The 17,368-nt window shown below is 64.9% G+C and carries 16 protein-coding genes; 8 read left to right on the top strand and 8 right to left on the bottom strand.

Annotation, left to right across the window (positions count from 1 at the left end):
* Positions 1-26: 26 nt before the first annotated feature.
* Positions 27-1,325 (bottom strand): NupC/NupG family nucleoside CNT transporter, encoded by a 1,299-nt coding sequence (locus tag XpruCFBP8353_RS07080; protein ID WP_101362611.1) that lies wholly within the window; start codon positions 1,323-1,325, stop codon positions 27-29.
* Between the two features lie 536 nt (positions 1,326-1,861).
* Between XpruCFBP8353_RS07080 and XpruCFBP8353_RS23365 the strand changes: the two genes are divergently transcribed.
* The 6 genes from XpruCFBP8353_RS23365 to XpruCFBP8353_RS07055 all read left to right on the top strand — a co-directional run bounded on the left by XpruCFBP8353_RS23365 (position 1,862) and on the right by XpruCFBP8353_RS07055 (position 8,094).
* Positions 1,862-2,077, top strand: coding sequence for a hypothetical protein (locus tag XpruCFBP8353_RS23365; RefSeq protein WP_133125629.1), 216 nt, complete (start codon positions 1,862-1,864; stop codon positions 2,075-2,077).
* A gap of 457 nt (positions 2,078-2,534) precedes the next feature.
* Positions 2,535-3,503: a potassium channel beta subunit family protein gene (locus tag XpruCFBP8353_RS07075; RefSeq protein WP_101362610.1), complete on the top strand. Its 969-nt coding sequence runs from the start codon at positions 2,535-2,537 to the stop codon at positions 3,501-3,503.
* 252 nt (positions 3,504-3,755) lie between these two features.
* On the top strand, positions 3,756-3,995 hold the full coding sequence (gene hemP, locus XpruCFBP8353_RS07070; RefSeq protein WP_207759614.1) for a hemin uptake protein HemP: 240 nt from the start codon (positions 3,756-3,758) through the stop codon (positions 3,993-3,995).
* Positions 3,996-4,271: 276 nt separating this feature from the next.
* A complete protein-coding gene (locus XpruCFBP8353_RS07065; protein WP_101362608.1) occupies positions 4,272-6,503 on the top strand; it encodes a TonB-dependent hemoglobin/transferrin/lactoferrin family receptor in 2,232 nt (743 codons plus the stop codon).
* A 5-nt stretch (positions 6,504-6,508) separates the two neighbouring features.
* Positions 6,509-7,141 (top strand): ChuX/HutX family heme-like substrate-binding protein, encoded by a 633-nt coding sequence (locus XpruCFBP8353_RS07060; RefSeq protein WP_101362607.1) that lies wholly within the window; start codon positions 6,509-6,511, stop codon positions 7,139-7,141.
* Between the two features lie 29 nt (positions 7,142-7,170).
* Complete coding sequence (locus XpruCFBP8353_RS07055; RefSeq protein WP_101362606.1) at positions 7,171-8,094, top strand: DUF6607 family protein; 924 nt, start codon at positions 7,171-7,173, stop codon at positions 8,092-8,094.
* Between the two features lie 94 nt (positions 8,095-8,188).
* On the opposite strand, the gene XpruCFBP8353_RS07050 is transcribed toward XpruCFBP8353_RS07055, so the two are convergent.
* The 7 genes from XpruCFBP8353_RS07050 to XpruCFBP8353_RS07020 form a co-directional block, all read right to left on the bottom strand.
* Positions 8,189-8,542, bottom strand: a complete 354-nt coding sequence (locus XpruCFBP8353_RS07050; protein ID WP_101362605.1) for a DMT family protein — start codon at positions 8,540-8,542, stop codon at positions 8,189-8,191.
* An 82-nt stretch (positions 8,543-8,624) separates the two neighbouring features.
* Complete coding sequence (locus XpruCFBP8353_RS07045; RefSeq protein WP_101362604.1) at positions 8,625-9,509, bottom strand: ABC transporter permease; 885 nt, start codon at positions 9,507-9,509, stop codon at positions 8,625-8,627.
* On the bottom strand, positions 9,506-10,339 hold the full coding sequence (locus XpruCFBP8353_RS07040; RefSeq protein WP_101362603.1) for an ABC transporter ATP-binding protein: 834 nt from the start codon (positions 10,337-10,339) through the stop codon (positions 9,506-9,508). The genes XpruCFBP8353_RS07045 and XpruCFBP8353_RS07040 overlap by 4 nt, the downstream gene beginning before the upstream one ends.
* A gap of 3 nt (positions 10,340-10,342) precedes the next feature.
* Positions 10,343-11,389 carry an ABC transporter substrate-binding protein gene (locus XpruCFBP8353_RS07035; RefSeq protein ID WP_101362602.1) on the bottom strand — a complete coding sequence of 349 codons (1,047 nt, stop codon included), beginning with the start codon at positions 11,387-11,389 and terminating at the stop codon, positions 10,343-10,345.
* 41 nt (positions 11,390-11,430) lie between these two features.
* A complete protein-coding gene (locus XpruCFBP8353_RS07030) occupies positions 11,431-12,348 on the bottom strand; it encodes a TauD/TfdA dioxygenase family protein (protein WP_162300977.1) in 918 nt (305 codons plus the stop codon).
* A gap of 293 nt (positions 12,349-12,641) precedes the next feature.
* Complete coding sequence (locus XpruCFBP8353_RS07025) at positions 12,642-15,125, bottom strand: ABC transporter permease (protein ID WP_101362601.1); 2,484 nt, start codon at positions 15,123-15,125, stop codon at positions 12,642-12,644.
* Positions 15,122-15,739, bottom strand: coding sequence for an ABC transporter ATP-binding protein (locus XpruCFBP8353_RS07020; protein ID WP_279327727.1), 618 nt, complete (start codon positions 15,737-15,739; stop codon positions 15,122-15,124). Before XpruCFBP8353_RS07020 ends, XpruCFBP8353_RS07025 begins: the two co-directional genes overlap by 4 nt.
* Positions 15,740-15,830: 91 nt before the next feature.
* On the opposite strand from XpruCFBP8353_RS07020, the gene XpruCFBP8353_RS07015 reads away from it, so the two are divergent.
* Both XpruCFBP8353_RS07015 and XpruCFBP8353_RS07010 read left to right on the top strand, forming a co-directional pair.
* Positions 15,831-16,499: an arylesterase gene (locus XpruCFBP8353_RS07015; RefSeq protein ID WP_207759613.1), complete on the top strand. Its 669-nt coding sequence runs from the start codon at positions 15,831-15,833 to the stop codon at positions 16,497-16,499.
* Between the two features lie 91 nt (positions 16,500-16,590).
* On the top strand, positions 16,591-17,304 hold the full coding sequence (locus XpruCFBP8353_RS07010) for a response regulator transcription factor (RefSeq protein WP_002811889.1): 714 nt from the start codon (positions 16,591-16,593) through the stop codon (positions 17,302-17,304).
* The last annotated feature ends 64 nt before the right edge of the window (positions 17,305-17,368 follow it).

Raw genomic sequence — 17,368 nt, 5'->3', positions numbered from 1 at the left:
CGTTACGCCGATGAACCCGCGCCGCCTCAACCGAAATGCGACAGCACGCCGGCGATGGTCGCGGTCATGAAGGTGGCGATCGAACCGCCGAGCACCGCACGCAGGCCGAACTTGGCCAGATCGTGACGACGCTCTGGCGCGAGCCCGCCGATCCCGCCGATCTGGATCGCGATCGAACTGAAATTGGCGAAACCGCACAACGCGTAGGTGGCGATTAGGCGGCCCTCTGCGCTCAGGCCCACGCCCGGCACTTCACCCTTCACGATGCGCGACAACTCGCTGTAGGCGACAAACTCGTTGATCACCACTTTCTGCCCGATCAACGAACCTACCGTGGTCGCATCCATCCATGGGGTGCCGATCACCCAGGCGATCGGCGCCAGCACGTAGCCGAAGATCGTCGACAGGTTGGTCGGGCGGCCGAGCAGCGCGGCCGCGCCGGTGACGTCCCCCAGCCAGGTCAGCGGTGCGTTGATCAGCGCGATCAGCGCGATAAAGGCCAGCAGCATCGCGCCGATGTTCAGCGCCAGGCGCAAGCCGTCGCCGGCACCGGCCGCAGCCGCATCAATCACATTGCTGGTGGTTTTTTCCACTTCCATCTTGACCGTGCCGCGGGTCAACGGGGTGCCGGTTTCTGGCACCAACAACTTGGCGACCACCAAGGTGGCGGGCGCGGCCATGATGCTGGCGGCCAGCAGATGCTTGGCATAAAACGCTTGCTGTGCAGGATCGCTGCCGCCGAGCATGCCGACGTACGCCGCCAATACACCCCCGGCGATATGCGCCATGCCGCCGATCATCATCGTCAACAGCTCGGACTGGGTCATCTTGGGGATGTATGGGCGCACCGTCAGCGGTGCTTCGGTCTGACCGATGAAGACGCTGGCGCACACGCTGGTGGTTTCCGCACCGGACACGCGCATCACCTTGGTGATCGCCCACGCCATCGCACGAACCACCACCTGCATGACGCCGAGATGGTAGAGCACGCCCATCAGCGCCGAGAAGAAGATGATGGTGGGCAGCACCTGGAACGCAAAAATGAAGCCGTAGCTGTCGATGTTCATCAGGTTGCCGAAAATGAAGGTGGACCCTTCATTGACGAAACTCAGCACCTTGACAAAACCCTTGCCCAGCGCGTCGAACACGTCGCGCCCGCCCGGCACCAGCAACACCACTGCGGCGAACGAAATCTGCAAGGCCAGACCGGTGGCGACCAGCTTCCAGTCGATCGCGCGGCGGTTGCTCGAAAACAGCCAGGTGATGCCGATGAGCACCGCCAGACCGAACAGGCCGAAACCGATCCTCCCCAAACCTTCGACCATTCCAATCCCCGAAGCTGCTGACGGCAAAACAGGAAGCCTAGAGCAGGGGGTGACAGGGGGCAAGGTGAGCGGCATTCAGACGCTCCCGGTTGGCCTGCAGCCGAGATGCGGCGGGCCCGGGCAGACCTGCGCTAGCGAGCTGGTGGGCTGTGCTTGCGCAAAGTCGACAGTTCACGGCGCTGACGGGGCGGCGTCTCACATCGTGGCCGCGCTGCCGGCTGCGGTCGTGGCATCAGCACAGGTGAGGTGCGCACCAGACCACGCGCGCGTGCGGATGCCTGGCCGGTGGGACTCGGATTTGTCGGGGTGAGTGCAGTCGATCTGTCGCAGCAATCACTGTTGCCGGTGCCGCATCAGCCGCAGTGGCCAAAGGGTGTCTGCTATCGAAGACCGATTGCGATCGGTGGCGATGGTGTGCGTGCCGGTCGTGCTGGGATCCCACGCATCCGTGTCTGCCGGCGTCATGGGCTGGTTTATCGAGGCGCGGCGCCGCATCCGGTGTGAGGATACGCCGTCAATCCATCCATGGAGCCTCGATGGCGGCAGACACGGCGCCAACGATCCCGCCTCCGGATGCGATGCCACGCTCCCAGGATTTGCGGCCGGTGATCCGCAATCAATCGCTAGAGGACGGCATCGCATCAATGGATGCTGCAATTGATGTTGCCGCACCGCTTGTGCTCGCCGGCGAAGGCCACGTCAGGAGCACATCCAGAAGCACGGCCAATGATCTGGATGCCGCTTTGTCTTGAGCTGCCGACAACCAATACTGGCGCTTGCGCGCTTAACGGCGTGGACCTTACGCGGCATGGATGCCGGGTAGGAGACGACACGGACATGCGCGCGGTGTGTCCCTCACTGGCTGAGGGTGCAAGCGCCTGCAGTAGACCGAATCACGCGCGCAGAACTTGCAGAGAACGCAAGGGAGACAACGCACGCATCAGCACCGACGCACCGGGCGAACAGGTGTCGAGCCGAGAAGAGGTCGATGCGCAGCGCGCATCCACGTTGGGACACGCCACCTGTTTTGCCGTGGGGCTCGATCGCCAAACGCTCCCGCCAGGTGTGACACCGCGCTTGCAGAGTGCGACGGCTGACGCTGCTCAACGCAGCGCTGGACACGCCACGTGCTGTTGCCTACACGACGCCACGGCCTACACTGCGCACGCCGGTCCGGGGCAGGTGCCCTGGAGGTTGCGGGAGTTCGCCATGCTTTACCGTCGTCTGGGTTCCACCGGGCTGCAGCTATCGGCCTTGTCGTTCGGTGCCTGGGTCACCTTCGGCAAGCAGATCGGGCGCAGCGAAGCGCGCAATCTGATCGCCGCCGCCTGGGACAACGGCATCAACTTCTTCGACAACGCTGAGGTCTATGCGCGCGGCCGCGCCGAAGAAGTGATGGGCGACGTGATCGCCGATCTGCGGCTACCACGCGATGGCTTCTGTGTGTCGAGCAAGGTGTTTTTCGGCGCGGTGGACAGCCCGCGTCCAACCCAACGCGGGCTCTCGCGCAAGCATGTCACCGATGCCTGCCACGCCGCGCTCAAGCGCCTGCGGGTGGAGTACCTGGATCTCTATTACTGCCATCGGCCCGATCCGGACACGCCGATCCAGGAAACCGTCCGCGCCATGGATACGCTGATCCGCCAGGGCAAGGTGCTGTACTGGGGGACCTCCGAATGGAGTGCCGAGCAGTTGCGCCAGGCCATCGCCATTGCCGAGCGCGAACACCTGCATGCGCCTGCGATGGAGCAGCCGCAGTACAACCTGCTACACCGCGAGCGGCTGGAGCGCGAATACGCGCCGCTGTGCGAAGGCGGGCTGGGCACCACGATCTGGTCGCCGCTGGCGTCTGGCCTGCTGACCGGCAAGTACAACGCCGGCGTGGAGGCCGACAGCCGTCTAGGCCAGCCGGGCAATCAGTGGTTGCAGGACGAAGTGCTGGGCGCACCAGAAGCGCGCCGGCTCGAGCGTGCGCGCGCGTTCTGCGCGCTGGCCGCCGAGCTTGGGCAGTCGCCGGCACGGCTGGCCATCGCCTGGTGCCTTCGCAACCCGCATGTGTCCAGCGTGATCCTGGGCGCCAGCCGGGTGATGCAATTGGAAGAAAACCTCGGCGCCCTGGACACCTTGAATCAGGTCGATGAGGCCGATTGGGCGCGAGTGGAGTCGAGTACGCGCTGAGTCACCGGCTTGTTGTCCGGCTGATGCGTGTGGGCGCGCCTTCGTCATCCACGCCTGTGCGCGTGCCAGATCATGGGCGACGCCCAGCCGACCCAATCGGGATGGGCGCTACGACGACACACTGAGCGAGATCCGTGATGCCCGACGTCGGTTGGCTGCGGGCATTTTGATTGGCTGTGTGAATCGAAATGCGTAAAACAATCCAAACATCAAGCCCTTCAAATGAGAATGGCTCTTGATCAATAAATGAGAATGGTTATTATTTGTTGTGCCAACCGACTGGAGATCCAGATCATGACCGCTCACCCCGTGCTGCTTCGTTCCGAACCGGTCAACCTGCGCGACCGCGCCACGCCGCGTGCTGTGCCTGCAGAAGACCTCATCAGTAGCGAAGCGCTGCTCAAGGGCCGGCGTGAAGTGCTGATCCAGCATGGCGACCGCGTCTATCGCCTGCGCCATACCAGCAACGACAAGCTGATCCTGACCAAGTAATCCAGCAAAGAGCTCAAGGCTGCGCACCACCGAGTGGGTGCGGCCGCTGTTGCAACGCGATCGTGCGCGCACCCCGAGCGCCGCTCACGCGATCCTTTGCCGCACGCAACGCTCGGTCGCCATCGCACCTCATACCGCCGCATTCGCTGAACGCGAGTGCCGGATGATCGCAACGGGCGCTGCCGCCGCCGCCCGCCACTCAACGCTCCACCCTCGTTTGCCACTAGCGGCATGTGCCGCGGTGCGCGCCGCCGAGGGTTTTCGCAAAGGTTTCTGATGATTCGCCTGCATCCGCTGGTGGTCGCGCTGTCGCTTGCGCTGCCTGCTGTCTCGTTGTCTGCCTACGCCGCCGAACTCGATGCCGGCGCCGAGACTGCGCGTGAAGTGCACGACTTCGCCCGGTTGCAGGTCACCGCCACACGCACCCAGCGTGCGCTGGTGGATGTGCCGAGCACGGTGGATGTGATTGATCGCGAACAGCTCGATAACCAGTTGGTGCGCGAACTCGAGGATCTGTTCCGTTACACGCCGGGCGTCTCGGTCACCAGCACCAGCGGCCGCTTCACCGGTGCCAACGGCATCCGTATCCGCGGGCTGGATGGCAATCGCGTGGCGATTCTGGTGGACAATGTGCCTGTCTCGGACACCTTCAGTTTCGGCAGTTACCTCAACGCTAACCGTAACTTCGTCGACCTGGAAACGCTCAAGCGCGTGGAAGTGGTGCGCGGGCCGGCCAGCTCGTTGTATGGCTCCGATGCGCTAGGCGGCGTGGTCGCCTTCGTCACCAAGGATCCGTCGGATTATCTGAGCGCCGACAAGCACCGCTACGTCGGCCTGAAATTCGGCTATGAAGGCGACTGGAACGGCATGTTCGCCGGTGCTACCGGTGCGTTCGGCGGCGAGCGCTGGAGCGGCATGGTGGCGGTGAGTCATCGCCAGGGCCAGGAGACGCAGAACCAGGGCGACAACCGCAGCCGCGATTTCACCCGTACTGCGGCCAATCCGCAGCGCATTGATGGTCGCAGCGTGCTGGCCAAGCTGGTGTACGCGCCAAGCACGCAACAGCGCTTTAAACTCACTGTCGAAGGCAACCAAGACTACGGCAGCATCGATGCGCTGACGGGTATCGACATGCGTAGCCCGACTGCATCGCTGCGCATTTTGTCGCAGGAGGGGCGCGATCATCAGACCCGTGCGCGGGTATCGCTGCGGAATGAAATCGATGCGCTGGACTCCGCCCTGGCCGACGATCTGCAGTGGCAGCTGTATCGCCAGGACAGCGAGAGCCTGCAGCGCACCAACGAGTTACGCGGCAACAACACGCGTCGGCATAACGAACACACCTTCGATCAGCGCGTTTACGGGCTGCTGGTCAACGCGCATAAATCCATCGACACCGGAACGCTCAGCCACGAGATCACCTATGGCCTGGACGGTACCTGGACCGATACGCGCGCCAAGCGCGATGGCTATTCGGTCAATCTTGCCAATGGTGCGGTAAGTAACCGCGTCGGCCAGGACGTGTTCCCGGTACGCGATTTCCCCATGAGCGAAACCACCAAGCTCGGGGTGTATGCGCAGGACGAAATCGGCCTGCTCGATGGGCGTTTGTCGCTGACGCCGGGTGTGCGCGTGGATTACTTTCGCCTGTCGCCGCAGGTAGACGACATCTTCCGCGAAGACAATCCGGGGGTGGCAGCCGAGACCGTCGACGAAACCCAGGTCTCGCCCAAGTTCGGCGCGGTGTGGCGGTTCTCCGATGCATGGTCGGCGTACGCAAATTATGCGCATGGCTTTCGTGCCCCGCCGTACAACGACGTCAATATTGGCTTTACCAATCTGCAGGCCCGCTACACCGCCATCGCCAATCCGGACCTGAAATCGGAAACCAGTCGCGGCGGCGAACTGGGGCTGCGTTTCAACGACGCGGTCGGCTATCTCGGGCTCGCGGTGTACTACACCGACTACCGCAACTTCATCGAATCGTATGCGCCGGCCGGCGTGAACGCCGAGGGGCTGGCACTGTTCCAGTCGCGCAACGTGGACGATGTGGTGATCAGGGGGGCCGAAGCGCGAGGGGGAATCGATCTGGGCGCGCTGGCGGACTGGCAGGGCTGGTCGGTGAACAGTGCGGTTGCCTATTCGGAGGGCGACAACCTCACCGATGGTACCCCGCTCAATTCGGTCGACCCGTTGCGCGGCACGCTCGGCGTTGCCTTCGACAGCGAGTGCTGGGGGGCGGAATTGATCGGCACCTTCGTGGCCCGCAAACGTCGTCCGCAGTTGGACAGCTATTACGCGCCGGCCGGCTACGCCACGCTGGATCTAATGGGCCACTGGAAGTTCGCACCCGGCGCCAACGTCACTGCCGGCATCTTCAATCTGGCCGATCGCCGTTACGTGGACTGGAACGCGCTGCCCAACGGCACGCTGGCCAGCAGCATGGTGCTCGATCGTTTCACCGGTGCCGGGCGCACTGCCTCGATCAGCCTGGCTGTGAGCTGGTAGCGGCCATGCCAAACGTCCGCGCATTGCCGCTGTCCTCGCAGGCCCGTGCCAGCCGCGCGGCGTTGCCGCGACCGCAGCAGCTGGCGGCCCTGGGCAAAGTGCTATGCCTATATCGGCCCGCGTTGGGCAACGAACTGGATGGTTGGCAGCACGCGGTTGCAGCGGCGGCGTGCCGTCAAGTCGACAGCGACGGCGTGCGCGAAAGCATCTGGTTCTTCGATGCCGCAGGACACTGCTGTTGGCGGCTCTGCCTGTTGCCCGACAGCGATTTCCTGAACTGGGACCGCCTGGTGTCGCGGCTGCCACCACTGCCAACGGACACGCATGAGCTGGGCGTCGGCGAACGGCTATGGCGCCGCCTGGCCGGACGCCTGCGCGGCGACGCATGGCGTTTGAGCGCACTTCGCTTGCAGCCTGCGGCCGGCCACGATCACCCCATCACCGCCAGCCTGGCTACCGTCTCGGCACTGGGCGCGGAGGTCGCCGCTCGGCTCGCACGTCAAGAGGGCATCGACGGCCGCGTGGCGGTGGACGATTGCTGCTGTGCACATGCTGCGGCGCTGCGCACTGCCGCTGCAAACGCACGCGGCTCCGATCCCACCGATATGACGACGTCGCTGCTGCGCTTGCGCCGCTGACGTTCCCAAGATCAACAAAGAGACTTCCAATGCGCCGACTGTTTCCCCGCTGTATTGCCGCCACGCTGAGCCTGTTGCCGTTGATTGCCGCCGCCGACGCCCAGCGCGATCGCCAGAGCATCCTGGCGATGCAGGGCGAATACGCGGTGGATTTTGCGTTCGACGAAACCGTGTTGCTCAAGCCCGGTTACGAGCGTGCGTCGGCCATGCGCAGCGGCGCCAGCGAAGTGGTGATCGTGGTGGAGGATTTACCGCGCAAGCTGGTGCTGCAGCATCTGCTGGTCGACGACAAGACCAAGCACGTGACCAAGCATTGGCGGCAGGACTGGATCTACGAGGCGCCGCAGCGTTTCGAATTCAGCGCCGAGCAGACCTGGACCGTGCATGCGTTGCCGCCGGCAGTCACCACCGGCGCCTGGACCCAATGCGTGTATGAAGTCAGCGACGCGCCGCGCTATTGCGGCACCGGCCGCTGGGACTACGCCGATGGCCATCCCACCTGGACCAGTGATCTGAGCTGGCGCCCGTTGCCGCGGCGCGAGTACACCAAGCGCAGCGACTACAACGCGCTGTCGGTGATCAACCGCCACACGCTCACGCCGAACGGTTGGACCCACGAACAGTTCAACACCAAGGTGTTGCGCAAGCCGGACGGAACACAGGAAGCGATTGCGCGCGAGTTCGGCTTCAACGATTACCGCAAGACCACCGAGATGGACTTCGCCCCCGCCTATGCGTACTGGAAAGGCACGCAGGGATATTGGGCCAAGGTGCGCACGCGCTGGTCCACATTCCTGGAAACACCATCGGGCCTGCACCTGAAAACCAAGCCAGATGGCATGGCGATGATCATGCCGATGTTCGAGCAGGCCGAGTCGGTGCAACGGGGCAAACGCGTCAAGGACGCACACATCGATGCGGTGTTCGCGCAGTGGGTGGAACGCGCGAATTGAGCCCATCGCATGATGCGTAGGAGCGCGCTGGCGCGCGATGAGGCTGGATCGGTAACGCCTCGGCGCGCGCCAGCGCGTTCCTACAGGGAATTGCTTATTCCTTGAACATCAGAAACGCCGCCACCAAGATCAGCCCAAACGCCGCCCAGTGATTCCACTTCAACGACTGCCCCAGGTAGAACGTGGAGAAACCGGCGAACACCAGCAGCGTGATGACTTCTTGCATGCCCTTCAGCTGCGGCGCCGAATACACTGCGCTGCCAAGACGGTTACCCGGCACCTGCAGGCAGTATTCAAAGAACGCGATGCCCCAGCTGACCATGATCGCGATCATCAGCGGCGTGCTTTTGTACTTCAGATGCCCGTACCAGGCGAAGGTCATGAACACATTGCTGGCCAGCAACAGCAGGACCGGGTAGATGTAGGCAGTAAAGGGGGCGGTGGGCATGGCGGCGGCGAGCGGCAGAGAATGGGGGGCGAAGCATAAGCCAACTGCGTTAAGCGCACGCGACCGTGCCGACGCCGCCGCTCTAGCGCTGCATGCCCCAGCGGCGCACGGTCAGCCGCTCAATCGCCTGAAACACGACGCCTTCCACCAGCAGCCCCAGTACAATCACCATCGCCAGCCCGGCAAAGACCTTGTCGGTGTAGAGCTCGTTGCGGTTTTGGAAGATGTACCAACCAAAACCGCCCTGGCCGGAGGTGGCGCCGAAGACCAGCTCGGCGGCGATCAACGTGCGCCAGGCGAACGCCCAGCCGATCTTCAGCCCGGACAGGATCGCCGGCAGTGCCGCCGGGATCAGCAGCTGCGCCACATAGCGCGGCCCGCGCAGGCCGTAATTACGCCCGGCCATGCGCAGTGTCTCCGGCACAGCCTGGAAGCCGGCGTAGGTGGTCAGGGCCAGCGGCCACAGCACCGAATGCACCAGCACGAACACCAGGCTGCCGGTGCCCAGTCCGAACCAGAGCAAGGCCAATGGCAACAGCGCGATGGCGGGCAGCGGGTTGAACATGGCGGTCAGCGTGCCGAGCACGTCGCGGCCCCAGCGCGTGGATGCGGCCAGTGCGGTCAACACGAAGGCCAACAACACCCCCAGCGCATAGCCTTGCGCCAGCACGCGTAACGAGGCGCCGACACGGCGCAGCAATTCGCCCGATAGCAGCCCGTCGTAAAACGCGCGCGCGGTCTGCAGTGCACTGGGTAGCATCAGGTCGTCGCCGACCACGCGCGCGGCGACTTCCCAGACCGCGACCAAGACCGCCAGCACCAGTGCTTTGCGCAGCCACGGCGGTGCCTGCCAACGCGTGGGCGTCGCAGCGGCGACCAGGGCAGGGTCCAGCGGTGTCAATGCCACTTCGTACTCGGGCCGCACCGGCGGAATCGGCGGCAGTGCGGTCGCGGTGTTGCGGCTCATGTCAGTGCCTCACGTTGGCGCAAGGAGGAGCGACGCAGCGGTGCCACCTTGTCGTCGTCCAGCGTCTCATCGGGCAGATCGAACAGCAGTCGGTGAATGCGTTGCGCGGTTTGCTGGAATGCCACGCTACCGGCGCTGTGCGGGCTGAATGCATGCGCGTTGAGTTCGGCGCGTACCTGGCCCGGGTGCGGCGACAACAGCAAGACGCGGTTGCCGACCACCAGCGCTTCTTCGATGGAATGGGTGACGAACAACAGCGTGAACCGCGAGTGTTCCCATAATTCCAGCACCTGCTCCTGCATGCGCGAACGCGTCAACGCATCCAATGCCGCGAACGGTTCGTCCATCAGCAGCACGCGCGGGCGCATCGCCAGTGCGCGTGCGATTGCCACGCGCTGTTTCATGCCGCCGGACAAGGTGTGCGGGTAGGCATCCGCGAATGCACTCAGCCCGACCTGGGCCAGACTTTCATCGGCGCGCTCGCGCGCTTCAGCGCGGCCGAGCTTGCGCGCTGCGAGCAGGCCGAACACCACGTTCTGGCGTACGGTCTTCCATGGTGCCAGCTGGTCGAATTCCTGGAACACCACCACCCGGTCTGGCCCCGGCCCGGTGACCGCAAGACCATCCAGACGGATCTGCCCTTCGCGCGGTGCAACGAAACCGGCAACCGCCTTGAGCAGGGTGGATTTGCCGCATCCCGATGGCCCCAGCAGCACGAAGCGGTCGGCCTCATGCACATCGAAGCGCACACGATGGGTGGCCCGCACCACGCGTTGCGCGGAGGCGTATTCCAGGCTGACATGATCGACTTGCAGCAGCGGCGCACTCATCGCTTAGCTCCCGCCCGCAATCAGCGGGTCATCGAAGAAATAATCGCCCACCTTGGCGGGTGCCTGCTTGATCGCACCGCTGCGCTGCATGAATTTGCCCAGTCCCAGCGTGTTCTGCGGCGCCACGGTGAACTGCACCTTGGGGTCCTTGAGAATCTGCAGGACCAGCGCGCGGTCGATGCTCGACCCGTTACGACGCAAAAAGATATCGGCCGCCTGCTCCGGATGGGCAGTGACGAACTTCGCTGCCTGATCCAGTGCTGCGACAAACGCGCGGTAGGTCTTGGGATTGTCGCTGCGGAATTTTTCGGTGGCATACAGCACCGTTGCCGACGACGGGCCGCCTTCGATCTCGTACGAGCTGGTGACGATGTGCGCGGCCGGATTGCGAGACAGCTCCTGCTCCTGAAACGGCGGGCTGGCGAAATGCGCGGTGATTTCGCTGCGCCCACGGATGATCGCCGCGGCGGCATCCGGATGCGGCAACGCGACCTGCAGCGCATCGAGCTGATGGGTGCCCTTGTCGCCCCAGCATTGTTGCGATGCGTGTTGCAAGAAACGTGATTGCACCGAGACACCCGTCGCAGGGACCGCAATGTGGTCCTTTGGAGTGAAATCGCCAATGGATCTGATGCGCGGGTTGTTGCTGATCAGGTAGTACGGGAAATTGCCCAGCGAGGCCACACCACGCACATTCTGCCGGCCGCGCGTGCGGTCCCAGATGGTGAGCAGCGGCCCGACGCCTGCGCCTGCGATATCGATCGAACCGGTGAGCAAGGCATCGTTGACCGCCGCGCCGCCGGAGAGCTGCAGAAACTGCACGTCGATATCCACGCCGGCGGCCTTGCCCTGCTGTTCGATCAACTTTTGATCCTGCGCCACGTCCAGCAGCAGGTAGACGATGCCGAATTGTTTGGCGATACGCAGCTTGCCTTCGGCGTGCGCATGCGCGCTATGTAGCAGCGGCAGCGCAGCCAACACCAGCAGCGCGATACGCCGCAAAAAACGCCAGCGCTGGGCGGGCGCGTGAGAAGTGACAGTCAAACGCATGCGGCGCTCCAGTCGGAAAGGGGGAGGGAACAGGTGCATGCTCAGAACGGCGCATCGCCTTCGATGGTGGTGCGGTTGAGCCGACGGCGCAGATGATCCGGCGTACCTGCTGCCAGATGCATCACCGAACGGTTGTCCCAGAACACCATGTCGTGCGGCTGCCAGCGATGTCGATACACCAGCGCAGCGCGCGTGGTGTGCTCGAAGAGTGTGTGCAGCAGCGCGCGGCTTTCGTCTTCGGGAAGGCCGACAATGCGGGTGGTGAAATGTTCGCTGACGAACAGCGCCTTGCGGCCGGTTTCCGGATGCGTACGCACCACCGGATGCTGCACGGGTGTCACTTCGGAAATCTGCTCGGGCGTCAGTGCCGGGCGCCACGGATTACGCGCGCGCAACTCTTCGTACTTGGCCAGATAACTGTGTTCGGCACGCAGGTCCTGCACCGTGCGCTTGAGCGATTCGGGCAGCGTTTGCCACGCCAGATGCTGGTTGGCAAACAGGGTATCGCCGCCTTGGGCAGGCAGCTCCTGCGCATGCAGCAGCGATCCCAGGCTCGGAGTTTCCTTGTACGACAGATCCGAGTGCCAATAATGTCCGGCGTCGCCCAGGCCGATCGGCTCGCCATTCTCCTTGATGTTGGACACCACCAACACTTCCGGATGTCCACGCAGTTGGAAATTGCGCAGCACATGAATCTGCAACGGTCCGAAGCGACGGCTGAACTCCACCTGCTGGGCCGGTGTGATGCGTTGATCGCGAAACACCAGTACGTGGTGATCCAGATGCGCCCGATGGATGCGGGCGAAGGTGTCGGCATCCAGCGGTTGCGAGAGGTCCAGGCCGATCACCTCGGCGCCCAGCGGGCCATCGAACGCCACGATCCTGACGCTGGAGCTCTGCACGGGGGAAGGCGCATCGCGCGGCGTCTGCACACGCGCTGCGGAAGTGATGCTGACCATGACGTGGCACCTCGACGCAACGAAAGGCCGCCTGGGCCGGCGACCGGACACACCACTCTAGGCAGTCGTGTCGCCGCTGCGAACGTACGATTTGCAAGGTGCTTATGCGTTGCCGGTATATGCAAGCCCTGCTAGCGAGCGCCGCATGGCACGCGCGGCAACCTCCGTTGCGCTGATTGCCGGCACAGCGCATGCCGACGCCAGCATGCGCGGCGTTCCCGCGCGCCTAGAGCGGCGGCCAACACGTAGCGAGCAGCCGTCAGACAGCTGCGCAGCTGTGTTGTTGGCTGCGCTTATTCGCTACGCAACGCCAACGCCGGCGGCGTGGACAGGATGCGCCGGGTGCCCGACCAACCCGCCAGCAGGCTCAAGGCCAACCCGAAGGCGCCGCCGATCAGCAGCCGCGGCCAATCCGGCGTCAACGCGATGTCGAATGCCTGCTTCCCGACCACCGCGCCGATCACGGCCGCAGCGGTGACCGCCAGCGTGGCGGCCAGCAAGCCGAGTGCACCGAATTCCACCAGCACCGCACCGCGCAACTGACCACGGCGTGCGCCCAGCGTGCGCAACACCGCGCTGTCGTAACGTCGCTCGCCAGCGGTGGCCTGCAACGCGGCCAGCAATACCAGCACGCCGGCGAGCAGGCTGAAGCCCATCACCAACTGCACCGCCTGCGCTACCTGGTCGATCACCTCGCGTACGCGGCCCAGGATGGCGTCGATATCCAGCAACGAGATATTGGGATAGTCGCGGCTCAAGGACGCCAGCTTGGACGCAGTGCCGGGCGGCAGGTGGAAGGCGGAAATCAGGTTGTACGGCGCATCGCCGACCGATCCCTGGTTGAGCAGCAGGAAGAAGTTGACCCGGAATGAATCCCAATCGGCCTTGCGGATGCTGGTCACGGTGAACGTGCGTTGCTGTTCGCCCAGCAGCAAGGTGATGCGATCGCCCAGTTTGAGCTGGTAGCGCTGCGCCCAGCCTTCTTCCACCGACGCTTCTGCGGCGGTGCTATCGGCTGCCCAGAATTTGCCCTGCAGCAGCGTATTTGCCGGCGGGAATGCATGCCGCCAGGAAAAATTGACTGGGCGGTTGTCACCGTCGCCATCGTCCTGCGGGTCGCGATCGTCGCGCACCGGCGGTTTGTCGTTGATGGCGACCAGGCGGCCGGTGGAGAACGGCTCCACTGCCGCGCCCTCCACACCCAGGCCGCGCAGCGTCTGCAGCACTGGCTGGGTCTGTTCGGGCTGGATGTTCATGAGAAAGTAGTTCGGCGTGTCCGCCGGCAAGCGATCGCGCCACTGGCCAAGCAGGCCTGGGCCAACCACCGCCAGCAGCAACAGCGCACATAACGACAGCGACAGCCCGACCAACTGCACCACACTCAGCCCGCGGCGCCGCGTCAGCGAGGCAAGGCCCAGCTTCCAGGAACCGCGCAGGCGGTGCTGGATCGGCCGCAGCAACGCCAGCAAGCCCAGCCCCAGCAACATCGCCACCAGTGCCAGCGCGGCAAGGCCGCCCAACACCCAGCCGGCCAGCACCAAGTTGCCAGTGGCGTAGACGGTGAGCGCCAGCGTCGCGGCCAACGCCGCGCCGTAGACCAGCAACGAGCTCGGCGGCACCGCAGCAAAACTGCGGTTGAGCACGCGCATTGGCGGCACGTTGCGCAGCCGCAACAGCGGTGGCAGACCGAAGCCCAGCAACAGCACCAGGCCGATGCCTGCACCGGCCAGGGCCGGCGTGGCCTGTGGCAGCGGCAGCCGGTTCGGGATCAGGCTGCCCAGCGCCTGTACGAGGCCTTCCTGCGCCAGCATGCCCAAGCCAATGCCGACCAGACAGGCCGGGATCGCGGTCAGCAGCAACTGCAGCGACAGCATCGCCAGGATGTCGCGCTGCCTGGCGCCCAGGCAGCGCAGCACCGCCACGGTGTCGATGCGCCGCATCGCAAACCGGTTGGCCGCCAGCGCAGTGGCGACGCCGGACAACAACACCGCCAGCAAGGCCGACAGGGCCAGGAAACGCCCGGCGCGATCGAACGCGGCGCGCATGCCGCGCTGGGTGTCTTCGATGCCGACCAGGCGGTATTGGCTGGCGCGCGGCTTGAGCCAGGCGCGCAGGTCGGCGATCGCGTCCGGCGCACCGGCAAACATCAATCGGTAGGAGGCGCGGCTGCCCGGGCCCAGCAGGCCGGCGCCGTCGATATCGGCACGGTTGACCAGCAGCGGCGGCGCAAGCTGCATCAGCTCGCCAGAGGCATCCGGCTCGGCGCGCAACACGCCGGTGATGGTCAGATGGCCGGCGCCGAATTCCAGCTGCTCGCCAACGCGCAGGCCCAGTGTTTCCAGCAGCCGCGGATCGGCATAGGCCTGGCCCGGCGGCGGCGCGCTGGCGACGCTGCCTTCCGTCCCGGTGCCATCCTTGGACACCAGCAGCTGCCCGCGCAGCGGGTAGCCCGCACCCACGCCGCGGATATTGGCCATCTGGCTGGCATCGCCATGGAACAACACGCTGGGGAAGCTGACCATGCGCGTGCTCTGCAGGCCACGCCGTTTGGCTTCTTCGGCAAAATCGGCCGGGATTTCCTGCCGCCCGGTCACGCCCAGATCGCCGCCGAGCACTTCGGCCGCGCTGGAGGTCAGCGCCAGGGTGACCCGGTCGACCAGGGTGCCCACCGCCGTCATCACCGCCACGCCCAACACCAGCGCGGCGAACACGGTCAGCAGATCGCCGGCCAGGAATTCGCGGCGCACTGCCCGCGCGGCTTGGCGCACGACGTTCATGCGGCCGAACCGGTCTGTGCATGCAGACGGCCGCTGTCGATGCGGTAGATGTGACGGCAGCGCTGCGCCAGGGTCATGTCGTGGGTGACCAGCACCAGGGTGGTGTCGCTGGTGGCATTGAGCGTGAACAGCAGGTCGCTGATCTGCGCGCCGGTGGTCTGGTCCAGGCTGCCAGTGGGCTCATCGGCGAACAGGATGCGCGGCTTGGCCACGAACGCGCGCGCCAGCGCCACGCGTTGCTGCTCGCCACCGGACAGCTGGCGCGGGTAATGCCGCGCACGTGCGCTCAGGCCCACTGCTTCCAGCACCTCACGCACCCGTGCCGGATCTTCGCGTCCGGCCAGTTCCAGCGGCAACGCGACGTTTTCTTCGGCGGTCAGCGCCGGCAGCAAGTGGAAGCTCTGGAACACAAACCCGACCTCGCGGGCACGTAGCGCGGCCCGGGCTTCTTCGTCGAGCTTGCCTAAATCCTGGCCTGAGAGCGCGATGCTGCCGCGGCTGGGCAGGTCCAGCCCGGCGAGCAAGCCCAGCAGGGTGGTCTTGCCCGAACCGGAAGCACCCACAATGGCGATACTGTCGCCTTCACTGACCGTCAAGCTGACGTTGTCGAGGATGTGGAGTGTTCCCTCCGGGCCACTGACGGACTTGCCGACCTCGCGAACGTCGATGGCGGTGTGGGTGCTGGAGCGGGGGGCCAGACTGTCGATGAGGAATCTCCGAATGCGTGAAAGAACACTGCGATATGGCGCGCTGGCCTTGTGGCTGCTGACACTCTCCCTGCTTGCGCCGGTGATTGCCTCTGCCAAAAGTCCGCTCGCAACCGCGCCGATCCTGGTCGTCGGCGACAGTTTGAGCGCCGCGCACAACATCCCGGTGCAGTCCGGCTGGGTCACCTTGCTTGACCAGCGCCTGAAACGTGACATGGCGACGCCACCGCCGGTCGTCAATGCCAGCATCAGCGGCGAGACCACATCCGGCGCACTGACCCGCCTGCCCGGCTTGCTGCAAAAGCACCATCCCGGTGTGGTGGTGATCGAACTCGGCGGCAACGATGCGTTGCGCGGACTGACCCCGGCCCAGCTCAAGGGCAATCTGGAAAAGATGGTCCAGCTCAGCCAGCAGGCCGGCGCCAAGGTGCTGCTGCTCGGGATCGACGTGCCGCCCAATTACGGCCCAGCCTACCGCGAGCGGCTCAAGGCGACCTACGCCGACCTCTCCAGACAGTACAAAACCGCGCTCGTGCCGTTTTTCCTGGAAAAGGTTGCGTTGCAGCCTGGGCTCATGCAGGCCGACGGTCTGCACCCCACTGCCGCTGCGCAGCCGAAGGTGCTGGAAACGGTGTGGCCTGCGTTGCGTCCGCTGCTCGGCCGCTGAACGCTGAGCAAAGCAAAACGTTATCCAGTCTTCACGCCCTTTCCACCGTCGATCGGGCATGTTTCACAAAGCTGAAGACCGAGGAAAGTCCATGCGTCAGACCAAGGAAACGTCCGGCCTCGTGCTGGTCGTCGAAGACAATCGCAATATCTCCGAAATGATCGGCGAATACCTGGAAGGCCGTGGCTTCGAGGTCGACTACGCGCAGGACGGCCTGGACGGTTACCGTCTGGCCGCCGAGAACAGCTACGACGTGGTCGTGCTGGACCTCATGCTGCCACGCCTGGACGGTATCGAAGTGTGTCGCCGCCTGCGTAACGACGCACGCAAGTCCACCCCGGTGCTGATGCTGACCGCCCGCGACACGCTGGACGACAAGCTCACCGGCCTGGGGTTCGGCGCCGATGACTACCTGACCAAGCCGTTCGCGATTCAGGAACTGGAAGCGCGCCTGCGTGCCCTGATCCGCCGCGAGCGCCGCCAGGTCGGCTCGGAAGTGCTCAAGGTCGCCGACCTGGTGCTCGATCCGGTGAGCATGCGCGCCACCCGCGCCGGCACCGAGCTGCAGCTCTCGCCGATCGGCCTGCGCCTGCTGACCATCCTGATGCGCGAATCGCCGCGTGTGGTGACCCGCCAGGAAATCGAGCGCGAGATCTGGGGCAACGGGTTGCCGGATTCGGACACCCTGCGCAGCCATCTGTACAACCTGCGCAAGATCATCGACAAGCCGTTCGACCGTCCGCTGCTGCACACCGTGCAGAGTGCCGGCTATCGTATCGCCGACATCGCCCAGCCGATGGCCTGATGTCACCGGCCGGCCGCCGTTCTGGCGGCCGGTCACCTCCTCTAGGCGCCCACGCGCCTGTCGC

The organism is Xanthomonas prunicola, assembly GCF_002846205.1.
GTDB lineage: Bacteria > Pseudomonadota > Gammaproteobacteria > Xanthomonadales > Xanthomonadaceae > Xanthomonas > Xanthomonas prunicola.
Note: the sequence above shows the minus strand (reverse complement) of the source record. Positions and strands in the feature narration are given on the sequence as shown.

What these genes read in the sequence shown, in the direction of transcription:
- XpruCFBP8353_RS07080 (WP_101362611.1), bottom strand. Translation starts at nt 1,325, where the DNA reads ATGGTCGAAGGTTTGGGGAGGATCGGTTTCGGCCTGTTCGGTCTGGCG.
- XpruCFBP8353_RS23365 (WP_133125629.1), top strand. Translation starts at nt 1,862, where the DNA reads ATGGCGGCAGACACGGCGCCAACGATCCCGCCTCCGGATGCGATGCCA.
- XpruCFBP8353_RS07075 (WP_101362610.1), top strand. Translation starts at nt 2,535, where the DNA reads ATGCTTTACCGTCGTCTGGGTTCCACCGGGCTGCAGCTATCGGCCTTG.
- hemP (WP_207759614.1), top strand. Translation starts at nt 3,756, where the DNA reads ATGGTTATTATTTGTTGTGCCAACCGACTGGAGATCCAGATCATGACC.
- XpruCFBP8353_RS07065 (WP_101362608.1), top strand. Translation starts at nt 4,272, where the DNA reads ATGATTCGCCTGCATCCGCTGGTGGTCGCGCTGTCGCTTGCGCTGCCT.
- XpruCFBP8353_RS07060 (WP_101362607.1), top strand. Translation starts at nt 6,509, where the DNA reads ATGCCAAACGTCCGCGCATTGCCGCTGTCCTCGCAGGCCCGTGCCAGC.
- XpruCFBP8353_RS07055 (WP_101362606.1), top strand. Translation starts at nt 7,171, where the DNA reads ATGCGCCGACTGTTTCCCCGCTGTATTGCCGCCACGCTGAGCCTGTTG.
- XpruCFBP8353_RS07050 (WP_101362605.1), bottom strand. Translation starts at nt 8,542, where the DNA reads ATGCCCACCGCCCCCTTTACTGCCTACATCTACCCGGTCCTGCTGTTG.
- XpruCFBP8353_RS07045 (WP_101362604.1), bottom strand. Translation starts at nt 9,509, where the DNA reads ATGAGCCGCAACACCGCGACCGCACTGCCGCCGATTCCGCCGGTGCGG.
- XpruCFBP8353_RS07040 (WP_101362603.1), bottom strand. Translation starts at nt 10,339, where the DNA reads ATGAGTGCGCCGCTGCTGCAAGTCGATCATGTCAGCCTGGAATACGCC.
- XpruCFBP8353_RS07035 (WP_101362602.1), bottom strand. Translation starts at nt 11,389, where the DNA reads ATGCGTTTGACTGTCACTTCTCACGCGCCCGCCCAGCGCTGGCGTTTT.
- XpruCFBP8353_RS07030 (WP_162300977.1), bottom strand. Translation starts at nt 12,348, where the DNA reads ATGGTCAGCATCACTTCCGCAGCGCGTGTGCAGACGCCGCGCGATGCG.
- XpruCFBP8353_RS07025 (WP_101362601.1), bottom strand. Translation starts at nt 15,125, where the DNA reads ATGAACGTCGTGCGCCAAGCCGCGCGGGCAGTGCGCCGCGAATTCCTG.
- XpruCFBP8353_RS07015 (WP_207759613.1), top strand. Translation starts at nt 15,831, where the DNA reads ATGAGGAATCTCCGAATGCGTGAAAGAACACTGCGATATGGCGCGCTG.
- XpruCFBP8353_RS07010 (WP_002811889.1), top strand. Translation starts at nt 16,591, where the DNA reads ATGCGTCAGACCAAGGAAACGTCCGGCCTCGTGCTGGTCGTCGAAGAC.